A 26,123-nucleotide genomic window follows, 5' to 3' on the forward strand; every position below is an offset into this window, starting at 1 on the left:
AGTTGGTTTTATACAAACTTTATCCGTATCCAAGATGTTAGTCCAAAGCGATGGATTACATTTCTGAACTTCCTTATTTTATCTATCGCATTAAAGTAAAACTTATCAAACCGATGACCGCATCGTTTGCCACAGCCATGAGCTCCAAAGATTGCAACGTCTTTTTCCTATTCAATGGTAGATCCAATATGGTCGCAGCTCCCCCATCAATTGCACGATTACTATACCCCTTGATTTCCGTATAACGTTTCCAGGTCCCCCCTTTGTAAAGCTCTCCCGATTTTAAACTGATCCGATACGGAATTCTTTCATCGGGCAGTTCAAACGCGTGGTTGTCATCCAGATAATCTTGTTCGATCGGCCACCAGTTTATGGGGTTGATCAGATCGAGGGTATCAGCGGTTCCATCCCTATAATTGATCTTAATCTTTGCGTTTACAAATTGAGATTGCATCGGATTTGTAGAACCGGAGACCAGCAAATACATTTTGCTGGCCTGACCTGCTAAAGGTATCTTAACGCTTTCCGGATAGTTATCCCACTGGCTGACAAAGACCACATTTTTGGAATCATTTTTTAGCTGAAACGGAATCCCAAGGTATGTTAAATTCCCCTGATTGCCTTTTTTCATGATTCCACTGTCATCAATATTTGCCGTGGTCAAGGGATAACACCAATTGCCTATACCCTGCCAGGGGAGCTGCAAGGTAGGTCCTTCTGGCCTTGGCGAAAGATATTTTTGTTGAAAAATATCCGTCAAACGAGCATTGTAATAGCTTGATAAATTTTCTTCCAGAAAACTTGGTTTATCGTTGATATTCCAATCAATATAATCTACTTTTTGACGATAAGCTCCTGTAATCACATAAAAACTGTTTGTTCCTTTTGAAAAGATATGGGCAGAAAGCGCAAGTTCTTTTTTCTCATTAGATTTTAAGTTTAAGCTAGTCTGAAAATCGTTATGCTCAATCTTCAGGTTTTGCAACTGATCTGAACGGTTTTCTAGCGTCAGGTAATAGTTTGGTTCTCTACGAACGATGGTTGATTTTATCGGCGGCAGTAACCGCATATCAACCGCTTGCCACCAAACCATAGCTCCCTGCTGAAGCTTTACAAAAAAGGTTCCTACGCGGTCTTGCTGGACAAAAGAAAATTTGTAATCTACGCGATTTTGGATAATTCCTTGTGGATCGTAGCATTCCAACAATTGGGTATTGGCAGCTAAAGGAAATGACCATTGATCGGTGAATGCTTGCTCCACATGTTGGGTATCCTGCTTTTCGAGCTTACCTTCGCCGATTATTGTGACGTCGAAATTCCACTCAGCCTCAGATTCAATAACAATAGATGGTTTATTGATAGCGGAAGGTTTTAGCGACCACTTTACTTCCTTTCCATTGACTTTAACAGCCTTCACCTGGGTAAAATCTACAGGAACCTCCAAAACAAGTTTTACGGGCATCGCATAATGGGTCTTCATCTGCAATGTGATAGCGGTATTATCTTTTTTATACGCATAACTCCATTCCGGCATTTCAATTTGCGCAAAATTCCATGCCAATGGAAAGCCCGGCTTAATAAACAATTGATTATCCAATAGTCGTGGATGTACACCAAATAACCCTTCAACCAAAGTTCGTGATGCAACACCTATGGGATCGGCAAAATCGCGGTATAATTCGCCACGAAATGCATCATAATGGGAGAGTTGCTGAAAGTTACCAGGGCTGATTCCGTAATACATGCTCTCCATGAGATTACTTTTCCAGAGCTGATAGGCATCATCTGCCCGACCGGATTGCCAGTACGCAAGTGCCGTTTGCAGATTCTCGGCCAAAGCTACATTATTGGTTGACCAAGTATAAGGTTGCCATCTCGTCGTAGGCAATGTATACAGGTCATGCTGTTCCTGTCCTTTGACGCGAATAGGAATCCGCGGCAAATAATTAGTTACATATTGCAGGTTTTGGTAACTTTCAAAATCATCCAGCATAGCAGCGTCCGCAGCATGATAAATCGTCCATAGGCCCGGATTTTCGTGTACAAGCTGGTTGCCAAGCGCATCCTGAAACTCCGCAAAATGTCCTTTTTCTTTCAGCCAAAGTCGGTCTTTTAGCGCTTTTCGAATCTTATTGGCTTCTTGTTGATAGGGAGTCGGGTCCTCTCCTATGACCTTTGCGAGTTTGGCCATCATGTAATTGGCACGGTACATATAAGCGCTCGTGTGCGTGACGGCACCGCCAGAATATTGTAGTCCGTCACTGGCCCAAATGGCACAATAAGCATCATATAAGCCGTCATTGTCCCGGTCAAAATTTCGCTTTTCCCAATGGAGATGCCGAGTCAGGGTGGGCCACATCTGTTTGATGTAAGCAACATCCCCCGTATAATTAAAATGCGACAACAGTTGATCAATAAAGACCAAGTTCATATCGTAGTGATGGGCGACCCTGTTGTTATTGGGATTGCGGGAAATATAGCCAGCGGAGAACATGGAGGTACCCATTTTCTCCAGATGTCTTGCGAGGTGCAGTGCGGTATCCATCACAACCGGGCCAGAACTTGGTTCAACCACCTGCGAATTGGCATAACTCGAAAAGTGCTCTTTCGCTCTGGCATGCCATCCCAATGCATCTGCGGTATAAGCTCCTCGCCATGCATTCAAACGCATGCGCCATGCTACAGCACCATGCAAAAAAGTGGGCGATTCCCAAATACCGTCGGCAGCTACCGCGAGCGCCGCCCCTAAATTATTGATATATCGATCCGGGGTATTTATTTTAACACGGCTAGCCAAAGAAACCCTTTTTTGCTCTGCTTCTTCGTAGGCCTTCACCAATGAACTTTCAGAAAATTTCTCAGCAGAAAGCCTGCCCTTTGAGATTTGAATATAACATATTTTTTTAGCTAAATTAAGTTCCCCAACAAGGATAGGGCTGCCCTTGTTCTCAGACTTGGTCAAATTCGATAGATCGTCCAAAACCGTAGCATCTGAAACACGAAGGGTTGAAAGCCCAGAAAAATTACCCTGAATAAACTGCAGTTCATTTTTCTTATTTTGATACTTTAGTCCGAAACTATTTTCTTTTAGTGTATATTGATTATGTTTACAATATGCGGGCAGAAGATAAAACCCCGACTCCGGATCTGCACCTATGTCGCCATTTCTACTGAATGTTTTTCCGCTGGCACCCCCATACACAACATACAGTTGTACTTCTGGTTTAATAGCTGTTCCTTCTAGTTTTACAATCATCCCTTCGGCATCGGCCTGCGCCATCACAACGATATCGATATAACCGTTGCCCAATAAAGCATCTTTGATACGATAATGCATAGCTCCAGGTCGATATCTTGTCTCGATATGGTCGGCATCTATCATTTTCTTACGTGCCTGTTTATTGCCTAGGACAAATTGTAGATTTCCCCCCATTCCGGGCATATATAATGCAAATTCCGGTAAATCTCCCGCTTCGACCCGTGATGCCAAATTATTGCCATAAAGTGCCCGATTGAATCGATATCGTCCATTCACCAGCAAAAAGTCACCTTGATCTTCGGTATAATGCAATACACGATCATTATGTTGCCAATGTTTGGATTGGGCAACAGCGAACTGCAAGGCAGCTCCCACTAACAAACCGCAAACAATCAAATGTTTTCGTATCATATCAATCTTTATTTCATGTGCTGACTATAACAGCTTTGTTTTTTTGATGTAGCTTCTTGCTGCTTCGTAGTCACTGGCGCTAGTGCTTTCCATAGATAGCTATTTCATGTTAATCAAAAGACTTTAGCTCTTTTCCGTTGACAATAACATTCTTTAATGAAACATTCTTTAGGTAATCCACTTTGAATGCTTCTTTTACACCGTTAATTTTACAATTGACCATTGTAAAATCTGTCACAGGCGAGGTCTCATATGCGGTTGATAACACAGCGTATTTCCCGCCACCGTTGACCTGAAGATTTTCGACCCAGATGTTACGGATTGTCGGAATATGTTTCCCAGGTTTTTCATAAAACATATTGAAACGTACCGCCGCTTCCTTATACTGTCCCACCTGCGTGTTATAAAAGAATATGTTTTCGATGATACCACCTCTACTGGAACTGGTTTTTATCCTCAAGGCACGATCCAGATTGGGACTATCCATCACATTGTTAAGTGCGTAGATATTTCTGGCTCCGCCTGCAATTTCGCTACCGATGACGACACCACCATGCCCATCTCTCATCTCACAATTTTCGATGATGTGATTTTCAGCGGGCCGGCCAATATTACGCCCATCTTCATCTCGCCCTGACTTAATGGCGATGCAGTCGTCGCCCGTATCGAAATAACAATTTCTGATCCATACATTTTTACTTGCCTCTGGGTCACAACCATCATTATTAGGTCCATGGCTTACCACCTTTACACCTTCGATCAATACATTCTCACACAAGACAGGATTCAGATTCCACATCGGGGAATTAATCAATTTGACATCAGCAATCCAAACATTCTTGCATAAATAAGGTTGAACAAAATTAGGCCGAAGGAAATTTCCGTCCCCGAATACCCTTTTATGCGGATCCATTTCCTGAGCCATCTGTTGGTGTAAGATTGCCCGGGCCGGCTTTTGTTCGCCAGGACGCCCTTCGTGCCAGCCATATTTGCGGGCACCGCACCAATACCACCAATGATCATTGTCAGCATTTCCATCCAGTAATCCTTTTCCCGTAATCGCAATATTTTCTTCTTTATACGCATAGATAAAGGGAGAAAAATTGATACACTCCATTCCTTCCCAACGTGTGAAGACCATCGGATAATCTGCGCTATCTCTACTAAAGAGCACCGTTGCACCCTCGCTGATATGAAGGTTGATATTACTTTTCAAATAAATGGCACCGGTCAGGTAGATTCCTTTGGGAACAACCACCCGTCCTCCGCCCTGTTTATTGCAAGCTTCAATCGCTTTTTTAAAGGCTGCTGTATTTTTTGTTTTGCCATCCCCAATAGCTCCGAATTCAGCGATGGAATAATCCTTATTTTTGAATGTAGGAGCCACAATAATCTTTTTGAGCTCTTCAATTTCATTTAAAGGTTGCTGGGCACTCGTCCACGTTGTCTGTTGTGCTTGACTTGCTACACATACAAAAAGTGTGAGCAGCATACTAAAAATTTTTTTCATGGGTATATAATTGTTTCTGGTTATCATTGTTGTAACAGCTTTCAGGTTTAGTGCACTTACATCGGTCTTCAGCATACAAAGGCACAACTTTGCAACTACTTTCTCAAACTGAACATGACTATGGCAAATTCCTCACACGATCTCAAAAACAAAAGTTGTCGAGGTACCAGCTACGCCACCTTGGGTAGCTCCAAATAGGAAACGAGGTTTATCTGTTATTTTATCCATTAAAATCATGGGCCGTTCCAGCCGACCAAACCGTTTCAAATTTGCCGGTGGTGGCGGTTCCTGCATATAGGTGGATAGATTGAGATACGCTACTTGTGGTTCTGACCATTGCAATCCATCTGATGATGCTAAGATTAGGCCATATTCATGATTATAGAACCCCATATCCCTTGCGATCAAACAATACTGCCCATCCTGCTTCCAAACGAAAGCGTCTTCAAGCTGGGCATTATGGGGCCGGTTCGAAAAATCAATCACTGGATGATCAGCTATTTTAATGTATGGCCCCAAGGGATGATCTGCTTTGGCCAACCCATATTTCCGATTCCCCCGGACAGAACCTTTATCACGGAGGTATTCGGCTGTATTCCAAGATTTGTAGTAAAGCCAAAATTTACCGTCATCGCCTTTTAAGAATGCTGGATTTGTGGTGCAATGATCATCCCATGTACCTTCGGCACCGGGCATCAAAATGGGACGATCACTGCGTTTCCATGGTCCATCCAGGTTTTTCGCCGTTGCCACCCCAATTCGCTTCGTATCTGTCTTGCCATTGGAATTTCCCATATAAAATAAATAATAGGTATCATCTATTTTTTTTATCAAGGGATTATGGCAAGTGGTACCGTCCCAAAAACCTTCTCGAGGTTGTAGAACAATATCTTTATGTTTGAATGCTTCGTAGGGCGAATCGGCGATCGCATGGGCTATTTCAGAACCTTTGATCCAGCCCCCCATTCCTTTCTCCTTTCGCCAACGCGAATAAAAAAGATGGACTTTCCCATCCTCGCCCCAAATCGGTGATGAACACCAAATAAAATAATTTTGTAATTGCAATGAACGACCGATCGGTTTCAATTTAAAATAGGGCGACTCTATCCAGCTTTTTTTGGCCGATGTACCTAAAGGTAATACCGCTGTCATCCATAAAAATGCATTTGACTTTAAGAAGACTCTTCTATCCATGTGAACATTTCCCTTCCGTTGATTTACAATTTGGTTTATCCAGATCCGCAATGTTATACGAATCAAGCCGTAAGATACCAAAACTAGCTAAAGCACCTATCCTGCCCTATCCTGCAACCGATTGCAAACCAATATTTACAAATCTTCTAAAGGATTCCTCAAAAAAACTACCCATTCTAGTACAGAACAGGTAGATTCACGTTTATTATATTCACTAAATTAATAGCCTGGATTTTGCATTGCTTGTTTTTCTGCCGGTGTCAATGCGGCACCACTTTCATTGGTCGTTGCATCCAAGAAAGATTGCGGAATCGGTCGGTAATAGTGTGTATTTGGACTAAAAGCTGCTCCCGTACGAACATAACCATCATTGAAGGCTTTCCATCTTGCTTCTAAGGTTTTGGTACGAGCTAGGTCTTCCCAGCGATAGAGTTCACCGCACAATTCGCGTGTGCGTTCATTCAATAGGAAAGCCATCATTTTCTGCGCATTGCTTGCAGCGCCCAATTTCTCATAGATCGGAGCATCGACTTTCGAGTTATAAATATCGGCGACCGAATTAATCAGCATCTGCGATTCGGATGATGCTGTTGTCTTGGGCATATCATTATTGGATTCATAGTAGGAGTTTCCTTCCCAATAAATTGCGCCCTCGGCTGAAAAACCGCCACCTTTACCGACAGCATACGAATTATTCTTGTAGGCTTGTCCACCGTCAACATGCTTGGCACGGTCTTCACCATTTTTATATCCGGCACGATTCCGTAATTTATTGATCCATTGTATGGCATTAGCATACTGACCTTCGCCTTTACGGATATATGCTTCGGCCACCATCAATACATCTTCTGCCGAACGGGCCATAATCACATCACGGGTACCATTGGCAGATGCGATACTTACTCGGTAACCATCTCTAAATTTCGAAAGTGCCACATAACGTGATTGTACACCATAGTAACCATTGTTACCATGCTGACCTACCCAAGCCTGTGGTTCACCTTGGAAATAACGCACAAACGTATGCGGATTTTGCATCACGCCATTTTTAAGAACTCCTGTTGGATCACTCGCTATCGCCTTATAACGCGTATCGCCGGCATTGTTCACGATATACTTGATACCCAACTCACCACCTTTAAAACGTTTATCTTTTACCGCGGTTCCGGCAGGTGCATAAGCGATATTCGCGGCAGTCCATTCTGGTGCATTAGCGGTATTATTGGCACCGTACATCGTAATAAAAGATTTCCAAAAACGGGAGTCATTCACACGATCAAAGACATCCAATGTATAATTTGTGGTACGTGCATAGGAGAATTCACGATCACCCGATATATCTCGGCTTGTTCCACCTAAATCTTGGTATACGGCTGGGTAATAGAGATGGATTTGATTTCCATAACGTCCCCATGTCGCCTGATCGTCCGAGAACTGTGCCGAAAGAACAACCTCAGATACTTTTTCGTTGGCGCTATTGGCTTTTTGATAATCCCATAATTTGACATAATCATCAACCAAAGGGTGCGCTGCAACAACTTCCGATCCGTATTTAATGACAGCATCCAAATCTTCTGCGGTATATTTGGAATTCCAGGAAGCATATAACTCACTCGCACGGGTTAATCTTGCTTTGGCAATGTAATGCGCCGCAGCAGATTTGGTGACCCGCCCAAATTGTGTCGCCGAAGCAGGCAACAATGTATAAGCTTGTTCAAGATCTGCTATAGCCTGGGCAAAACAAGCATCCTCCGAAGCCCGAGTGAAATAGGATTCTACTTTTGTAGTTGGTGTCAATTTGAGTGGAACTCCACCAAACTGTACAATTAGTTGCAGATAGAAATAGCCTCGCATAAAGTATCCTTCGCCTAGACGTGTATTGTAGTTGGCGTTGGATTTATCATAATACAACGGTACATTCTGAATCAGCGTATTGGCCGATTCGATACCGCTATACATATTGTCAAATACTGGCTTAATATTTCCGCCACCATAGGTTGATTCCATAGAATTTAGATCCGCACTATAGCTGTTGAAACTTGGGGAAGGATTATTTGCATCTGTAAATTCGTCTGCACCCAAATTGAACAAGGCCATACCCCAGGTATAGTTGTATTTAAACTTCAGCTTCGAGTAAACTCCTGTAGCCAGATCATCCAACCCTGCCTGCGTTTTAAAATATTCCGTATCTGGGATAGTAATCTGGTCCTCTTTTAAAAAGTCTTTGCTACATCCATTCAATACCAGCAATCCAGCAGCACCAAAGATGGAAGCAATTAATATTTTATAATTTTTCATGAATATCTTTTTTAATCTTTTTAAGGTCTAAAACCCAATGTTTACACCAATTACTGCACCCCGAGTTGTTATTGCAGACCCTGATTGCGTTGTATTATTATTATAACTTGACAAATCCGGATCCAAAAAATCTACTTTTGAATACAACATTGCGGGATTCATGATCTGTGCATAGACTTTAAAATTACTGATACCTAGTTTTTCCAATTTTGCCCTTGGAAAATTATAACCCAAACTCACATTCCGCAACTTAATAAATGATCCATCACGGTAATTCATGGAAGAGTTCTTCGGGTCCGCAACATCGATACCATTCAATCCCGGTTGATAATACTCCGCGTTTTCATTCACGCCAGGGATAAAATAATCCAATTTACGCATCATAAAACGTCCACCTAGATTTTCTGCCCCAGCATTGATCATTTGCCCCCAACGGGAGAAAATAAAGAACGATAAATCAAAATTCTTATAGGTAAAAGTGTTCATAATACCACCGGACCATTTCGGGCGATAAGATCCCAAAATCTGCCGATCATAAGTTGGGTCTATTTTTCCGTCAGGTACACCTTGCGGACCACTGATATCCTTTACACGAATCTGTCCGGGATTAGCGCCATATTTTTTAGCTTCATCCAGTTCCGAGGTTTTCCAAATACCATCGTAAACATAATCGTACGGTACAGAAATTTGCTGACCAACAAACAGCTTATTATCGGCATCTTCTGTTCGCCCATTGTTCAATTGCAAAATCTTATTTCTATCCATTGACCAAGTTAGGGTTGTATTCCACTGAAAATTATCATTTTTCACATTGACTGTATTCAGCTGAAAATCAATCCCCCAACCCGATGTTTTCCCCACATTGGCCCAAGTACTCGGAAATCCGGTAACAGGGTTTAAACTCATTGCGAATAATAAGTCGTTCGTTTTTGTTTTAAAGAAATCCACAGCACCATTGATACGATTATTAAAAAATCCATAATCGACACCAAGATTATATTGGGTGGTGCGTTCCCAGCCCAATTCCGGATTGGCCATTTTCTGCGGGTTCGCTGCAGAAGGATCTGATGCCACATAACCCGGGCTCGAATTGTTAGCATTCCAATTGTAAAAATTTTGCGTCAATCCTCCTTTTGTGCCATAGGCGCCAATTGCAGCGTTGCCAACAACCCCCGCGCCTACCCGTAATTTTAATGCATTAATAAATCGCGCATCTTGCATAAAATCTTCTTGGTCAATGCGCCATGATGCAGCAACAGATGGAAATGAGCTCCATTGGTGACCAGGCGCCAATACCGAAGATCCATCCCAACGCACAAAGGCTGTTAACATATAACGGTCTTTATAGCTATAATTAGCACGGGCCATATAAGATTCCATCTGAACTTCTTCTAGCCCTGTTTTCCAATTGCCAGCGAGACCACCAGAATTGATATTATACCATAATTCTCTTGCACTATAGACATTAGTTGCTTTCATTTCACTAATTTCAAGATTCTTTTTCGACGAACTTTGCAATAATGTAATGCCCAAATGATGATCTGTTCCAAAGTCCCGATCGTAGTAAATTAAATTGTCCAAGGTCCAAGCAAGATTCCTATTAGTCGAGTAAGTCACAGCATTATTACCATCACCATTAACTCCTGCGGCCGCATTCGCCAAACCCAAACGGTAATATCTAAACTCAGGACCAAATTGTATCCGATATCTCAACCCTTTCAATGGCGCATAAATCTGTCCAAAATCCAATTGACTAAAGAAACTACCATTAGCACCGAAAGTCTGACGTTGATTAGTATTATTTGTCAACTCGTTTATTGGATTGATAATATTTACTTCTCCTGCCGCGGGATTACGAAGGTAGTTCCCGTTTTCATCGAAAGGTACTGACCATGGCAACATACTCCGCAAAGCTGAGTAATAATCGCCCGCACCCGTGACCGATTTGGAGAAGTTATAACCATAGTCTTGATCGGAGAAAAAGGTATTTAGAGAAGCTCCCATGGTAAACCACTTCGTCGGAGTCGCTTCAAAACTTACTTTTGAGGTATAGCGATCAAATTTTTGGCCTGGTTGTGTGGCATCTTGCTTTAAATAGCCAAATGAACCATAACCTTTTGAGTTCTCTCCTCCACCTGAGATGCTTAAGGTATGTTCTGTCGATAAGGCATTTTTACGTCCTGCTGCAGCCCAATCGTAGCTACCGACTAAGCTTGGATCCCAAACGGTATTATTATTGGTCCATCCTTTGGCAATATTTGCCCAAGAAGCCGGCACTTTAGACCATTTCTTATAATCTGCTTCATAGTTAGGTGTCATCGTACCGAAATTTGCCAAACGTGCATAATCTAACCATTCGGCAGCATCCATATACTCCGTTACATCGTACATCTTTTCAAATGTCGCTGTACCTGCATAATTTAACGTTAACCGACCTTTTTTACCCTGCTTCGTCGTCACTAAAACTACACCATTAGCACCACGCGAGCCATATACAGCTGTTGCAGACGCATCTTTTAGAATATCAATAGTTTCGATGTCACTCGGATTGATATTGTCAATGCCACCGGCCTGCAATACCATTCCATCGACTACATACAGCGGATTTTGATCTGCATTGATAGATCGTACTCCCCTGATTTTTATACTACCAGTGGTTCCCGGTCGTTGATTCGATGTAATATCCACTCCCGCAACCTTACCTTGCATGGCCTGCAACGCATCTTTTACGGGCATTGCCTTCAGTTCTTTTTCGCCCACACTCGCTATCGAACCCGTCACATCTTTCTTTTTCATCGTGCCGTAACCAACCACCACGACTTCATCCATCACATCGACCTTTTGTGTTAGAACTACATGGAAGCTATTTTGACTACCCACAGAAATTTCTTGGGGTTCATACCCTAGGCTTCTGAAAGCCAATACATCTGAAGGCATAGCACTAATGGTAAATGACCCATCGGCATTGGTCTTTGCCGTCATGGCTTTGCCTTTTACCTGTACCGTCACGCCTTGGATAGGTGAACCTTTTTCATCATTTACCTTTCCAGTCCTCGTAGTTTGAGCAAACAAGTTGAAGGTACACAGCATCGCCATAAATAGCAAAAAAGCGCACTTCTTTACATGATGATCAAACCTAATTGTTAAATAGTTTATCATTAAAGTATTATTTAGGTATTATTTTATTTTTCCCCTTGTTGATCTTCCGTAGTGAAAATCTATTTTCATTATAACGAGATATAAAAAAGCTGCATGATCTTTACTTATCGCTTAATAGGCAGGCAAACTTAAAAGATTATCAGGATTCCTCTCAGGCTTATAATGTTGGCTAAAAATAACAGGATGATCTATAATAACCATCCTGTTCAATCCTGTGATGAGCTGGCGCTATGGACAAAAAAATCGCCCTTTAAGTTATAAAGGGCGATAAATTCATTAAAATATCAGTATCCGGGATTTTGTGTATATAGCCCGGGACTATTGTCGAGTTCGGATTGTGGGACTGGGTATAATATATAATTCAATTGAAAATCTGACATCTGTTTTGCCTGATCTTCTTTCGCAATCCACGCCTTCATGACCGGTTCTACGGTACCACTGCGTATAAGATCAAACCAACGCAATCCCTCACCAATAAACTCACGTCTCCGTTCGTCCATCAACTGAGATTTAGTTACATTGGCCAGCTCTGTAGTCAATCCAGCACGTTTTCGGATTTGGTTAACAACCGCATCCACATCAGTCGAACTGTTACCGGGAGCGCCATTCAAGATGCATTCTGCCTTCAATAGCAGCAAATCACTATAACGAAACACAATATAATTGATCGGCCAATCCATGCGGCTCGCAGGCACTTTGGTAACATCAACAAATTTCTTGATGAAAGGTCGATTCTCTGCAACTTTATTGTATATATAGCCCTCCTGAATGCAAAAAGGCCTACGCGAATCATCCGTCACATAAGTGCCCATAAAATCGTTTGAAACGGGTCGAATCGTCAACCCACCTTGCGTGCCCAATCCAAGCGAATTAAACCAGTTATCAGGCACCAATACCCAGGGAAAGGTCGATCCAACAACCGGATTCGCTCCACTGGCATATTCAATATTAAATATAACTTCTTTGTTGCGCTCATTATTATAACTAAATATATCGGCATACTTGTCCAACAGAAGGAATTCATTGCTCGCTATAATTTCATTGAATTGCTCGACGGCCTTGCTCCATTCGTTACTGGCCTGTCCGGCACCTTCTATGCCTAATGTAGGCCCTGATCTCGTCATATAAACCAGACCCAACAACATCTTTGCGGCATATTTATTGGCATGGCCTCGATCTGCCTCCGCATAGCCAGCTGGCACAGGTAAGGTTTCCACCGCTTTATTGAGATCGCCAATAATGAAGGTATAAATATCCTCGACATTACTGCGTGGAATGGTTTTGGCTTCCTCGGCTGAAACGACATGATCAATCAGCGGAACCTTGCCGAAGTAGCGCAGCAGATCAAAATATAGAAAAGCACGCAAAAACTTCGCTTCACCTTCCATCCGATTGCGCAGTCCCTCATCGGTAATCACGGTCGCACCTTTGGACTGCAGCTGCTCCAGAAAATTATTTACCCGAAAAATCACATTATAATTCGTATACCAAGCTTCTTGCACGTAGGGATTACTCGCAATCGTCTTATGAAAACTGTTGATTCCTTCCCAGTCACGTACACCGCCGTCCGAGATGGCATATAAATTGTCGGAGCGGGTTTCCGAAAGGTTCATCAAACGATCCGGATACTTCTGCAGGCCATTGTACAAGGCATTTACACCTTGCACAAAATCATTCGTTGTCTGGAAAAAAGTTTCTGAGGTTGCATCTGAAATGGGCTGCTGATCGAGATCCATTTTACAGGAACCAAAAATTCCTAATAGCAATAAAAATATAGTTAGTTTTTTCATCCTTATAAATTTGTTTTTCAATTGTGATGAAGCTATCAGATTTATTCATTCCTTTGTGTGATTGAATAAATCATGATGGTTTCATAATTTTAAAAATTTACATTTAAACCAAAGGTGATTGTCTTCGGAATCGCTAAACCTCCATAATCCCCAGCTTCCGGATAGGTATCGCTTCCGCTCAGATTGGTATTGGAAGATTCGGGATTGACACCACCATCATACTTGTCTTTACCCCAGAAATTCTCCAATGTCATAAACAGGCGAACCATACTGAGTTTAGATTGGCCACCGAACTTCATATCTTTGATATTATATCCTAAGGTTATATTACGCAACCGCCAATAGTCTGAAGAATATAACCAATCTGTATTTTTTATACGTCCGAACGTCGAATAGGCTTTTCCAACCCGGCCCTCGCCCGGATCTTCTTCCGACCGCCACCGATCCCGATAGAAGCCCAATGCATTGTCCGAAGCCCCTTGTCCCGTACGTCCCAGTGCTCTGCCCAACAAAGAATAAATGTGCCCACCATTTTGGCCTTGGAACATAAAGCTCAAATCAAAGTTTTTGTATTTAAAATTATTGGTAATACCCCAAACATAATCTGGATTGGGGTGCCCAACAATAACACGGTCATTGGCATCAATCACACCATCACCATTGGCATCAACATAACGTGGATCTCCGGCTTTCTCATTACCAAATAACGCAGCTCCATTGTCAATATCTTGCTGACTCAATATGCCATTCTGCTGCACCACATAAATACTGTACATAGGTTCGCCAACACGCAAGAGACTATGTTGTATATCGAAAGAAGAAGGGATCAACAAATCCTTCTGATTGCCATCCAATTTGGTCACCTTATTGGCACTATGACTGATATTGAAGGATGTCGACCAAGAGAAATCTCCTTTTTTTATGTTATGTGATGTAATTTCCAAATCCCAGCCATTGCTTTTCAGTTCCCCGGCATTGTTTAAGTAAGATCCGAATCCGGTTACATACATTGCGGGAACATTCAACAAAAGGTCACTGCTTTTCCGTGTATACCAATCAAAAGATCCGGTAACTCGAGAGCCAAAAAGCCCGAAATCCAGTCCAACATCGTAAGTACGAGATTTTTCCCATCTTAAATCGGGATTAACAATATTTTTTGGAGCTTGTCCAGGAGCAGAGATTCCATTTGCAGAATAGTTATAGATTCCTAATACCGAAATACTGCTATAGTCACCTATATTGTTGTTACCAGCTGTACCAAAACTACCCCGTAGTTTTAAATCGTTGATAAAGCTCAATGATTTCATAAAATTCTCATCCGAGACACGCCAACCAAAAGAAAGGGAAGGAAACAAACCCCACTTAGTATTGGTACCGAAACGGGACGAGCCGTCGCGCCGAAGACTTGCCGAAAATAGATACTTTCCATCAAAGGCGTATTGGACACGCCCGAAATAAGACAACAAAATACTTTGCATTGCTCCTGTTGAAGCCACAGTAGCCACAGCCCCATTCAACGTTTTAATGGAACTATTGATGTACCCATCTTTAGAAGTGATTGACGAAGTCTCTAACTTGTCAAAATTATATGCCTGCCCTACCAAAGCGGTAATATCGTGTTTTCCGATATTGATATTGTAGTTCAGTGTATTTTCATTGACAAAAGTCTGTCTACGGTATACACTGTTGGAGCCATAAGTTGCCTGGTTTGGCTTGGTGATTCTATTTGCCAATGATCCCGCGATCGTATATGGTTCGAACCGATTGCTCCGACTATCCGTTTGATCCAAGTTAACTGTGGTTTTAAAAGTTAAATGATCCAGGATATGATATTGCCCATACACTGTTCCCAGCAAACGTGAGATTTTGTTTTCGCCGAGATAGTTTTTTAATTTAGCAATCGGGTCGTTAGTCGATACACTCCAAGGATACTTATCATTGTCAAGTACGTTCACCGTCCCGGCAGGATTATCTTGCACAGGCGACATCGAGTAAATCTGATGCATGATATTATCTTTCCCCTCGACACCTGGATCATTACCAATCGAATAAGAAGGTGCTAAATTTAAACCAAAACTTAGCTTCTTATTGGCTTTCACCTCCACATTAGCCCTTGCCGTATAATTTTTATAATCCAAACCTTTTACAATACCCTGCTGGTTCATATAATTCCCCGACACATAATAATTGACATATTCTGTCCCACCCGAACCGGTAACTTGATAATTCTGTGTGATCCCCTTACGATAAGCTTCGTCCTGCCAATCGATCAGATAAAGTCCCGGACGTCCCGGCTCCAGCCAACGATCATCATACATATATGAAGTATTATACGTGCCCTCCTTCAGTCCTAATATCTTGCGTCGTTCTTCATTACTCTGGCTGGCCGTTCTGCCTGTACCTGACGCAACCCATTGGGCGTTGATCATTTCAACCTGACGATCGATCCATTCTTCGCCATTTAGCATATCGAGCTTACGATAAGGAGAAGAAATACCCACATAAGAATTTAAACTCAATTTTGCTTCACCGGTGCGTCCTCGTTTGGTCGTAATCAAAACAACTCCATTACCTGCACGTGACCCGTAGATAGCAGCAGCTGCAGCATCTTTCAATACTTCAACCGATTCAATATCATTTGGGTTCATATTGTCCAATGGATTCCCGGAGGAATAACCTCCAGATGCATTTGTTTTCGCATTTTGCAAAGGAAATCCGTCTACCACATAGAGTGGTTCTGTACCTGCAGAGATGGAGCCAGAACCACGGACTTGCACACTGAGACCTTTGCCCGGGACACCCGTCGATTGTTTGACTCGTACTCCTGCTATTTGTCCAATCAAGGCTTGATCAACACGGGCTATCGGACGTTCATCCAAATTTTCAGCTTTGAATTTAGAAACGGGAGCCGTCAGATTTTTCTGTTTTTGCGTACCGTAACCAATGACAACTACCTCATCAAGCGATTCTTGTTTAGAGGTCAAGTTCACTTGTAAAAACGAGAGGTTAACGACATTGAGGGTTTTAGTGAGGTATTCTATCGAAGTGAAGGTAATTTTATCCCCTGGCTTGGCAACGACACCAAATTCACCATGTTGATTCGTTGTTCCATTACTTTTGCCGTTGACATGAATAGTTACTCCACTGATAGGTTGACTTTTATCGTCAACAACTTTTCCCTTCAGCAGTTCTTGAGCATATAATACCTGAGTCAAAGCCAACTGGGTCATTACTACGGTACCATATCGTAAGATATTTTTCATGGGTTGAAGTTTAAATTGTTATTTGTGATTTATATTGGTAACTGGAAGTTATAGTATCCCTTGAAACTAACTATCCTGAACTTACAGGCTCGCATGTATCTAGTCTGTTACAGAAAGCAAAAAGCCCCATTTAAGGGGCTTTTTGTTGCTATATATGTTTATTAATGTAACAAGATTATTCTCTTTTGAATCCTGTTAAACGTCAAAATCAACCTCTTGCCGTGGTGAAAAATTGACCAGCCAAGTAGGAGCGCCGGCGAACACATCCAATCGTTTTCACTTAATAACTCCACAAAGTCACGGGGCCGATCAAACCACTTTCCATGGGTTTCCAATCGCTGGCATCAAAGTTTTTATAGTTGATATTGACAAAGTTTATTTCATGATAATTACGCCACGAAACTTTCTGCTGATCCAAATGACGAATACGGTTTGCCATTAAGTTGGCGACCTCAATACGAATCTTGTTTTCGCCATCAACCAATAATGTGGTAATATCCTGTTGAAACGGAATTGACCATAAGACACCCGCATCCTTTCCGTTAATATACACCCTGGCGCTTTCCGCAACACGCCCAAGTTTCAGAAGATAGGATTTTGATTGATCCTTATGGATAGAAAATGTTTTCTCAAAGGCCGCTGTACCTGAAAAATTGATGGCATCTTTATCGCCCCATTTGGTCCAGGAAGAAAGTCGATCTAGCTTTTGGGGCTTTGGTAACACCGGGCCTCCAGCGACAAAACGTACTTTCCAATCACGGTCCAATTGAGCCACTTGGATGGATTCGTCCTGATAACGGAAAGGTTCTTTGGCTTGTCGCTCTGAGGCCAAGACTATCCAGGAATAACCCGATGGTATCTGCACCCGAATTTTGTCGTCAGCTGATGGCAATTGATATGTCCGACCGGTTTGAGGATCCAACAACGAATAATACGCGGCCTTCGCATTTAGTGTAATATAACGATCCACGGTCTGCCCACTGTGATTGACCAAATAATAATAGCTGTCCTTACCCGCAACTCTTCGTGAAAATTTCAGCCCTGTTTGGTTAATCCGCTCGGGCGCGATATCTTCTGTTTCGAGTGCCGAATTGACATCCGTCGTCAAATAGATTTTACCTTTTCCAAAAGCTGTATACTGGTTCGCTTTATCCTTCGCAAAACCTAACGAAGCAATTAATTTATTGAACATTGCGTGACGTTCCTCTAATTGGCCGTATCCAGGAACAGCTTGCGGCAATTTTTGGAAGATAACAGTTGCTCCTTGGTTGGCCATTTCCAGGATTTTCTGTAGTGTCACTTCCGAAAAATAACGACAGGCAGGAATATAAATTGCACGATACGGGATCGCATCCTTCGAAGTATGTAACTCCCCATCGTTTACTGTAGTTCCGGCCAGAATTTTATCAGTGGCGAAATCAAAACTATATCCTCTTTTCTGTAGCTGTACACTCTGTTTATAAAATTCCGTCGGATGTAACCAATCGTCAACATCATGCACTTTTAAAGCCTTATCCATCCCTTTTGCATTGTTCCAAATATCATAAATGGGCCAATATATGAGCAGTTCATTGTCGGCACGACTGGACTGTAAGATGGACTGAACACGGGTAATATATTGATTCAAACCTGTGAGATGATCCCAAAAAGAATTTTGCGGGACAAAATTAACAGAAGCATAAAATAGCCATCCCGGAAAAGGCACGTTTTGGGGCGAGTAAGTCGTCCCATGATAGAAGACATGATTCACTCCGGCGAGGAATAGTTGTTCGACTTCGGGTTTCGCTTGTGATAAGGAGGTTTTAAAATGTTCCGTAAGCCAAGTGAAAGTCTCCGAAGAAGTATATTTTTTACCGTATACATTTGTTGCCGATGTCGCAAATTTGGCCATCATAGGATCTGGATCCACATTACGGATATCCGCGGTATCGCGTCTTAAACCGGGAATATCAAAACTGCTGGATCCAAAGGTTTCACACTCCGCAATATCGGCATCTGCATATAAATCGATCAGATTTCCTGGAGACCCATGCGCTTGATTTTTCGAAATGGCTTTATAGCGATGGGCAAAATCCGTAAATGGATTCAAAAAATTCTGGGCAAGCAGCGCATTCACGACTTCACGATAATCCGATTTAAGGCCTGCTGTTTTAGCTTCATCCTTGCCCCTGCCTGCAAAATCTAGCAGGTTATCTTGTAGTTTGTATCCTTTTATCTGTTCGAATGACTGCAAAAAATCATCCGTCCAATTTGCCCCATATACTTCGTAGCTGTCGTTAAAAAAAGCACGTACATGCAATGGTTTGCCCTTAAAAGCTTCAGCAAATCTATTAAAATAGGATCCGACGGATTGCTTTCCAAGATGATCCAGTGTATACCCCTCGCCCCCTGGTGCTGCACGTTTAACTTTTTGGCCTGTCCTTCCCGAAAATACAGCCAATAAACGAATATCGGTAGGTGCTTCCCAGGTTCCAGTGGTCTTTGAAATATACTCATCCAGCTTAATCTCACTATTGTCGGATCTAAACGCCCGTAAAGCCTGCAAAAAGAAATAATGCTGTTTAGGATCCTTAGGTTTTAGGGGAAAGGTAATTTTTTCACCTTTTTTTAATTCAAATTCATCTAGGATTAATTTGGTAGCGGCATCCTTTTCTTTGATTTGAGGTCCCCCAAAGGGCCACCCCGTCCCTAAATTAATGTCTACTCCCATTCCCAGCGTACCGGCTTTATCCGTAGTTACAGCTAACATATTCATCCATTGTGGTGAAAGAAAGCTCAGGTAGTTGGATTCAAATCCCTTAGCGCCATAAATCGGTGTTATCTCAACACCACCAAATCCACTTTTTTCAAAGAGGGTCAATTCACGTTCGACATTAGGTCGGTCTACAGCTGAACCAAGCCACCACCAACGTGTCCACGGCTTCATTTCTTTGGTAATTGCTGGCCATAGATCTTGTGCAATACTTCGGCCAGAGGCCAACAGATTACAGACAAGCAGGAACGATATATAAATTTTCTTCATGTTAAAATTGGGCTAATCCATGTGAAATACCTTTTTCAAACTGACCGATACCGGAGAATGATCGGCATGGACTTCCATGATATCATACATATAATCCCACCATTGCTGAACAATAGTTTCTTTGCCCAATTCCTGTGACGAATGCCCCGCCAAGTACTGAACAGCAAATAATGTATCCGTCTCTTCGTCCAAAAAGATACTATAGTCAGAAACCCCATTTTCGCGCAATAAGGTTATTAATTCTGGCCAGATCGCATCATGTCTCCGCTTGTATTCCGCCGACATACCTGGTTTCAGTTTCATCTTAAATGCTATTTTCTCCATCTTGTTTATGTATTGAACTGTTTTATTATTACCGTATTATTAATTGGCTAATACCTGATGGATATCGGCTTCAATAATACTCAAGGTACCTTTGGCATTGGCATCATTACGAGCCAACCCATCATCAAGTTTCTTACCCCCCATTTCCACCTGATTGTTTTCCTTTGCTGTAAAAGGTGCGTTTTTAAGTTTTATAGTTACCTTTTCGCCCTTAGTACGCGGAAATGACAATGTACAATAGCCTAATGTCACATCCGTATTTCCATCAAAAACAAGCTTGTCGTCAACGAAAACCTGTAATGGGTAGGATCTTGATCTAAAATTATTCAGTTTCAGATCGATTTCATCCATATCGGATTTTTCCTGTAAGATGTATGTAATCCAAGCAGTACCTAACTGGCCATCATTGACCCAGTCGGATAGCTCATTGTCATCGTAGGATTGCCCCACCTTGTCTTGGTTAGCTCCAGCCGTAGCTGTACGGATTTTAAGACTTTTTTTTAGCTGTACCAGCGTAGGTTCCGTTGGACTTGGTCCCCGCGCTAAAAATGAAGGTAAATTTTCATTGGATTCTTTGACAAAATAATTCGCCATCGTTCTGATAGGTTGTACCATCCAGGTAACCGAATCGGATAAAAGGCCTTCAGCCACTGCTTTCAATACAACCTTACCCGATTTATCGTACTGTGTACGAAGTAATACACGGCTTATACCAGCCTCGACCGGAAGCGATCTGGCTAAAATATAATTGTCGGGCCCCTGAGCAATTCCACCACGCCAATCCATTGGTCCATCTAGGTGGAAATCAATTTTGTTTGAAGCCAATGGGCAGCGTAAGCCATTTTTATCGAGCACTTCAACTTCGGCCAATACCATATCGTTCCCATCTGCAAAAAGGCCATTTTTGCCATGTTGTGCCGTCAAACGGATTTTATACGGTTCGCCTGTGGTTCTGAGCTCTTTTGTATTCAATAATTTTCCTTCTTTGCTGAATGATTTCGCAGTCAATACGCCAGCCTCAAAATCAACAGCTGGAAAACGGTATAGGAAATCATATAGCTTTTCTGCCGCTCCCTGTACTTTTCCATTCACAGCTAATTCTACATGGTCAGCGGCCGAAACGACTAATACATCCTTTTTCGTTCCTGGAGCATAGTTCCAGTGGCCAACGAGATGTAATCCCTTTGGATCTGGATCAATCCAACCATCCCACATAACCTGATGGGCGAAATAAGCATCTTTGGGAATACGCATGGCATCTACTTCGCCACTTCTTCTATAATTCTCTTTTCCCCTAAAATGTGTATTGGAATCTGAGAAAATAATATTGACGCCGCCCGAATTTACACGATCACCAGTGCCTGGACGCATTTTCCAATATTCCGACCAGCGATGTACAGCTTCAACAACATAACTATCCTGGTTTCTGTTATAATCACTGGCATCTACACCTTTATAAAGCGGCCCTTCACCGTCCTTGTGAAATGGATAACTCCATTCGTCCCAATATTTACGTAAGGCCTCATCCCGCATATATTCGGTTGCGATCATGGGGTGACGCGCACTTTTATTGATATACAGCATTTCACCACCATATTCAGCTAGCTTACTATCCAGCATTTCTCGGGAACCGATTGCCCGTCCACCAGCTGGGTCATATTGATCACGAATAGCCTTCATCTCCGCCATATGTTCCTCCGAAATCGACTCGTTTCCACATTCATAAAACAAGACACTTGGATTATTCCGATAATAAATAATTGCATCACGCATAAGCTCTGTTCGCTGTTCCCAACGTCTACCTTGCGTATCTTTTTCAGCATCTCCAGCAGGTAGCATCTGCATAAGTCCCACACGATCACAGGATTCAACATCCTGTTTCCAAGGGGTTACGTGCATCCAGCGAACCAGATTGGCATTGCTCTTGACCATCAGCCCATTGCTAAAATCACTTAACCAAGGTGCTACAGATAGGCCAACGGCAGGCCACTCGTTACTGGTACGCTGCGCATAACCCTTCATCATCAAAACTTGGTCATTGAGGTACACCATTCCATTCTTGAAAGCAGTTTTTCGAAATCCTGTTTTCGTCTGTACAGCATCGATAGTTTTGTTGCCCTGTACGATTTTTGTTGTCACCGTATAGAGATAACCGTAACCCCAGCTCCAAAAATTCACTTGATTCAAAGCTGAACTCATAGTCAATTGTTGTGTTTGATTGGCAGGAAGATTGAACTTTTTTGAAAAAGTTTTCACCAACTTCCCATCGGCATTACGTACTTCGGCAACAAAGTTGACAAGGCGCGATTGCTGGGTTTCATTTTTCACCTCGGAAGAAACAAAAAGATCCATTGTCTTTTTAGGGATGTTCATATTCTTCGCATATACGTAAACACCGGTAGTCTTTAAATTGGAATATAATGGTAGCGTCTGATAAATTTTTGAAGCAAAGTGGATCCATACATTTTTTGGAATTCCACCATAGTTTGCATTAAAGTTTTTATCGTTCCACTGATACGTACTGTTTGTTGCTTTTTCACGATAGCTCCAGCTATTGTCTATCCGTATAGCCAAGATATTTTCGTGATCGCGATCAATCAGGTCCGAAATATCAAATCCTGCAGCCATGACGCCATTTTCATGGCGACCAATAAATTTGCCGTTGAGATAAAATTCTCCGCCAAAGCGAATTCCTTCAAATTCCAAAAAGACCTTATCAGAAGTTACTCCCTTGGGGACACTAAACTTTTTTCGATACCAGACAATATTCGCTGAAAGGTCATGGATCGCTTTCGCGAAAGCTTCATCTTCATTCCATGCCTGAGGCAAGGTAACCTGTTTCCATACACGATCATCAAATCCTGCGGCAGAAGCATAGTTGACATCGCCGATGTGGTAACGCCAGTCAGCATTAAAACTAAAAGTCTTCCGGCCTGCTTGAGCATATGTGTCGAACGAAAGTAGCAGGCAACAAAAAATAAAGAATAACCTTTCCATCGTATACTTTTTTAGGGCTAATAAGAACGCGTACTTTTATGTATAGCATAACCGGCTCCATTCCCATCACGAATGCTAATTGATCAGGTTGCTGTCAACAACCTGAATGAGACAGCTTATTTTGACAACATCTTATAAACCTCTGTGCCCCCTAATAAAAAACAGCCCAAACCATAATCTTCAAAATCCGGCTGGCTTGAAAAACTGACGGGCTGCCCATCCTTAGGTTCTTTTCCCGTTCCTTGTAAATAGCCTAAAAAACCGGAAGGGTGTACCGCTTCAGCGATCATTGCTTTCCATGCTTTTTCGACAACAGGTCGATATATTTTAGCATCTAGAAATCCATTATTAATTCCCCAGGCCATACCATAGACAAACAATGATGTGCCTGAGGTCTCGCGCCCGCCAAAATTACCAGGGTCATGCAAACTGACATTCCAAAATCCATCCGGCCTTTGAATAGGAACAAGTGCTTCCATCAGCGCTTTATAATCGGCCAGATATTCCGCCCGGTGGGCTTCGTTTTCCGGAATTAAAGAAAGTACCCTGACTAAAGCAGCCACGACCCATCCGTTACCACGTGACCAATAGCAGTCCTCACCATTCGGTTCTTTGTAGGGCGGAACAAAATCCTTATCACGCCACCAAAGTTTATCGGTCTTATTATACAGACCACCACCTTCCTGTGTTTTTGAATGATGATACATTTTATACATGTAATCAAAGTAAGTTTGATCCTTGGTCATTACACCCAATTTAGCGTAAATTGGCATGGCCATTTGTATGGCATCGATCCAAGTCCAATCGTCTACTTTTCCCGATTTGATAATGTAATCTATATTTGCTTTAATCTTTTGGATACGCTCAGGCTTCGGTTCAATCTCATAGAGATCCAGATAGGTTTGCCCACAAGCCTGGTCATCGGCATTTCGGGTTTCCAAACCATTCCGCATTCCCCAATCATGTTTGTTTCCCCAATCCACAGCATAATCGTAGTATGCACTGTTTTTGTCAATTTGATAAAGTGCCATGAGCCCTTCGTAATAAACGGCCCGGGTCCAGATATTGCTCGGCCGCCAACGGTTGGTGTAGATCGGTTTCCCTGTGTCCGTCCATTTATTCATGAAATAACGATTGGTTAACTGCAAGGACTGAAGGACTTCCACAGCAGCGAGTTCTTTTTTCTGTTCGGCCACCTTTTTTATCGACGAACATGCTGAAAGGAAAAACGCTATCAATAAAGTAGCCGTATAAGTATTAAATATTTTCATGTTTTTCTATATAATTATTCATAACGGGTATTTCCCTTTTTTTGTGCTAGTTGTTCGTAAGGTATTACACCAACTCTTTTAGCCCAATTTTCATAGCGCTGAACCATTTCACGGTATACTTTTGGAAAAGAGACTGATAAGTCAACTGTTTCACTCCTATCTTTTTCTATGTCATATAGATACCATGTATTTTCGGGATAGGAAGAGACAAGTTTCCATTTTCCTTTGCGCACAGCTTTGTTGCCTTCATGTTCAAAACAAATTTCCCTGTCGATATTCTGCTGTTGCTCGGTCCATAGCGGAAGCAATGACGATCCTTCCATGGGTTTAATCGTATTCCCTGCATAGCTTTTAGGATAGTTTGCTCCTGACCATTGTGCTAAGGTGGGCATGATATCGATTAAATGGGCTGGCATATCAAACTGTCTACCGCCTTGTAGGAACTTCGGTCCATAGGCGATAAAACCAGTTGCATTGCCTCCCTCGAACTCCCAATGCTTAAACTTTTTGAAAGGCGTATTACTCACTGCAGCACCTTCGATTCCATAAGCTGTAAAAGAACGTGGATGACTGGCAGGAAATTCATTGGCAGCCCTGATTTCTGCTGTAAATCCCCCATTGCTTATTGTCTCATTGCTCGCGCCGTTATCGGAGAGAAAGATAAAAACGGTATTTTCCAATTGTCCTTTCAACTGGAGATAATCAACCAATCTACCCACATTTTGATCCAATTCGTCGACCATCGCCGCGTATACAGCCATCTTTTCATCCCATTTTACTTTTTCTTCCCAACTGCAATCATTCCAATTTCTCAAGGTTGTATCAATTTCCGACAACTTCGTTGTTGGTGGTAATACTCCTAACCGCAGCTGTTTCTGAAAACGCCTTTCACGGATAGCCTCCCAGCCTTCTATATATTTACCCCGATACTTTGCAATATCCTGTGGCTTGGCATGTAAAGGCCAATGGGGAGCCTGAAAAGCGAGGTATAGAAAAAAAGGATCCTCTTTTTTCGTTTCCAAATGCTCGCCAATGAAAGTCATTGCATAATCCGTATAGGCATCCGAGCTATAGTAATCTTTTGGCGGAACGATCGCTTCATTGTCCAAAGCTATCGTCAATGTTTGCTTGGGTCGATAAGGTCTGTTTTCAAAGTAGCTGTTTGCTCCATCAATCAATCCATAATAACGTTGAAATCCACGCTGTAGCGGCCAATTTTCCTTCTCCTGTCCCACGTGCCATTTGCCAGCCATATAGGTCCCATAACCTGCACCTTTTAATAGTTCAGCTAGTGTAACCGAATTTCTATTTAAATAACCCTGATAAGCAGGAAAAGGACGCTTATTCATCATATCGCCCACGCCCGCCTGATGCGGGTATAATCCGGTCAATAGGGAAGCACGCGATGGACAACAACGTGAAGCGTTATAAAAATTGGTCATCTTGATGCCTTCATTTGCCATCTTATCTAGATTTGGAGTCTGAATTTCAGAGCCAAAGCAACCCAAATCCGAATAACCCATATCATCGGCCAGAATCAACACAATATTGGGTCTTTGCTGTGCATGCAATGAAAATTGTATCAATAGAAAAAAGATACAAAGCGGAAATAGTGGTTTCATCAT

At 42.2% G+C, this 26,123-nt stretch carries 12 protein-coding genes; all 12 read right to left on the reverse strand.

Features of this window, described 5'->3' with window-relative positions; all coding sequences use genetic code 11:
• Window positions 1-82: 82 nt before the first annotated feature.
• Window positions 83-3,670 carry a DUF4450 domain-containing protein gene (locus D7322_RS00840; protein ID WP_121120589.1) on the reverse strand — a complete coding sequence of 1,196 codons (3,588 nt, stop codon included), beginning with the start codon at window positions 3,668-3,670 and terminating at the stop codon, window positions 83-85.
• 109 nt (window positions 3,671-3,779) lie between these two features.
• On the reverse strand, window positions 3,780-5,180 hold the full coding sequence (locus tag D7322_RS00845) for a glycoside hydrolase family 28 protein (RefSeq protein WP_121121212.1): 1,401 nt from the start codon (window positions 5,178-5,180) through the stop codon (window positions 3,780-3,782).
• A 132-nt stretch (window positions 5,181-5,312) separates the two neighbouring features.
• Entirely contained in the window at window positions 5,313-6,374 is a 1,062-nt protein-coding gene (locus tag D7322_RS00850; RefSeq protein ID WP_121120590.1) for a glycoside hydrolase family protein, read from the reverse strand.
• Between the two features lie 219 nt (window positions 6,375-6,593).
• The gene (locus D7322_RS00855; RefSeq protein WP_121120591.1) at window positions 6,594-8,672 is read right to left on the reverse strand and encodes a RagB/SusD family nutrient uptake outer membrane protein; all 2,079 of its coding nucleotides are present in this window, start codon (window positions 8,670-8,672) and stop codon (window positions 6,594-6,596) included.
• Between the two features lie 27 nt (window positions 8,673-8,699).
• Window positions 8,700-11,831, reverse strand: coding sequence for a SusC/RagA family TonB-linked outer membrane protein (locus tag D7322_RS00860; RefSeq protein ID WP_121120592.1), 3,132 nt, complete (start codon window positions 11,829-11,831; stop codon window positions 8,700-8,702).
• A 284-nt stretch (window positions 11,832-12,115) separates the two neighbouring features.
• Window positions 12,116-13,621 carry a RagB/SusD family nutrient uptake outer membrane protein gene (locus D7322_RS00865; protein WP_121120593.1) on the reverse strand — a complete coding sequence of 502 codons (1,506 nt, stop codon included), beginning with the start codon at window positions 13,619-13,621 and terminating at the stop codon, window positions 12,116-12,118.
• Between the two features lie 89 nt (window positions 13,622-13,710).
• On the reverse strand, window positions 13,711-16,884 hold the full coding sequence (locus D7322_RS00870; protein ID WP_121120594.1) for a SusC/RagA family TonB-linked outer membrane protein: 3,174 nt from the start codon (window positions 16,882-16,884) through the stop codon (window positions 13,711-13,713).
• Window positions 16,885-17,164: 280 nt separating this feature from the next.
• Window positions 17,165-19,906 (reverse strand): glycosyl hydrolase, encoded by a 2,742-nt coding sequence (locus D7322_RS00875; protein ID WP_121120595.1) that lies wholly within the window; start codon window positions 19,904-19,906, stop codon window positions 17,165-17,167.
• A gap of 12 nt (window positions 19,907-19,918) precedes the next feature.
• On the reverse strand, window positions 19,919-20,230 hold the full coding sequence (rhaM, locus tag D7322_RS00880) for an L-rhamnose mutarotase (RefSeq protein ID WP_121120596.1): 312 nt from the start codon (window positions 20,228-20,230) through the stop codon (window positions 19,919-19,921).
• A 39-nt stretch (window positions 20,231-20,269) separates the two neighbouring features.
• On the reverse strand, window positions 20,270-23,227 hold the full coding sequence (locus D7322_RS00885) for a glycoside hydrolase family 2 protein (RefSeq protein ID WP_121120597.1): 2,958 nt from the start codon (window positions 23,225-23,227) through the stop codon (window positions 20,270-20,272).
• Window positions 23,228-23,343: 116 nt separating this feature from the next.
• The gene (locus D7322_RS00890; RefSeq protein WP_121120598.1) at window positions 23,344-24,498 is read right to left on the reverse strand and encodes a glycoside hydrolase family 88/105 protein; all 1,155 of its coding nucleotides are present in this window, start codon (window positions 24,496-24,498) and stop codon (window positions 23,344-23,346) included.
• A 14-nt stretch (window positions 24,499-24,512) separates the two neighbouring features.
• Complete coding sequence (locus D7322_RS00895) at window positions 24,513-26,123, reverse strand: arylsulfatase (protein ID WP_121120599.1); 1,611 nt, start codon at window positions 26,121-26,123, stop codon at window positions 24,513-24,515.

It is taken from the genome of Sphingobacterium puteale (assembly GCF_003627955.1).
GTDB classification, from domain to species: Bacteria; Bacteroidota; Bacteroidia; order Sphingobacteriales; family Sphingobacteriaceae; genus Sphingobacterium; species Sphingobacterium puteale.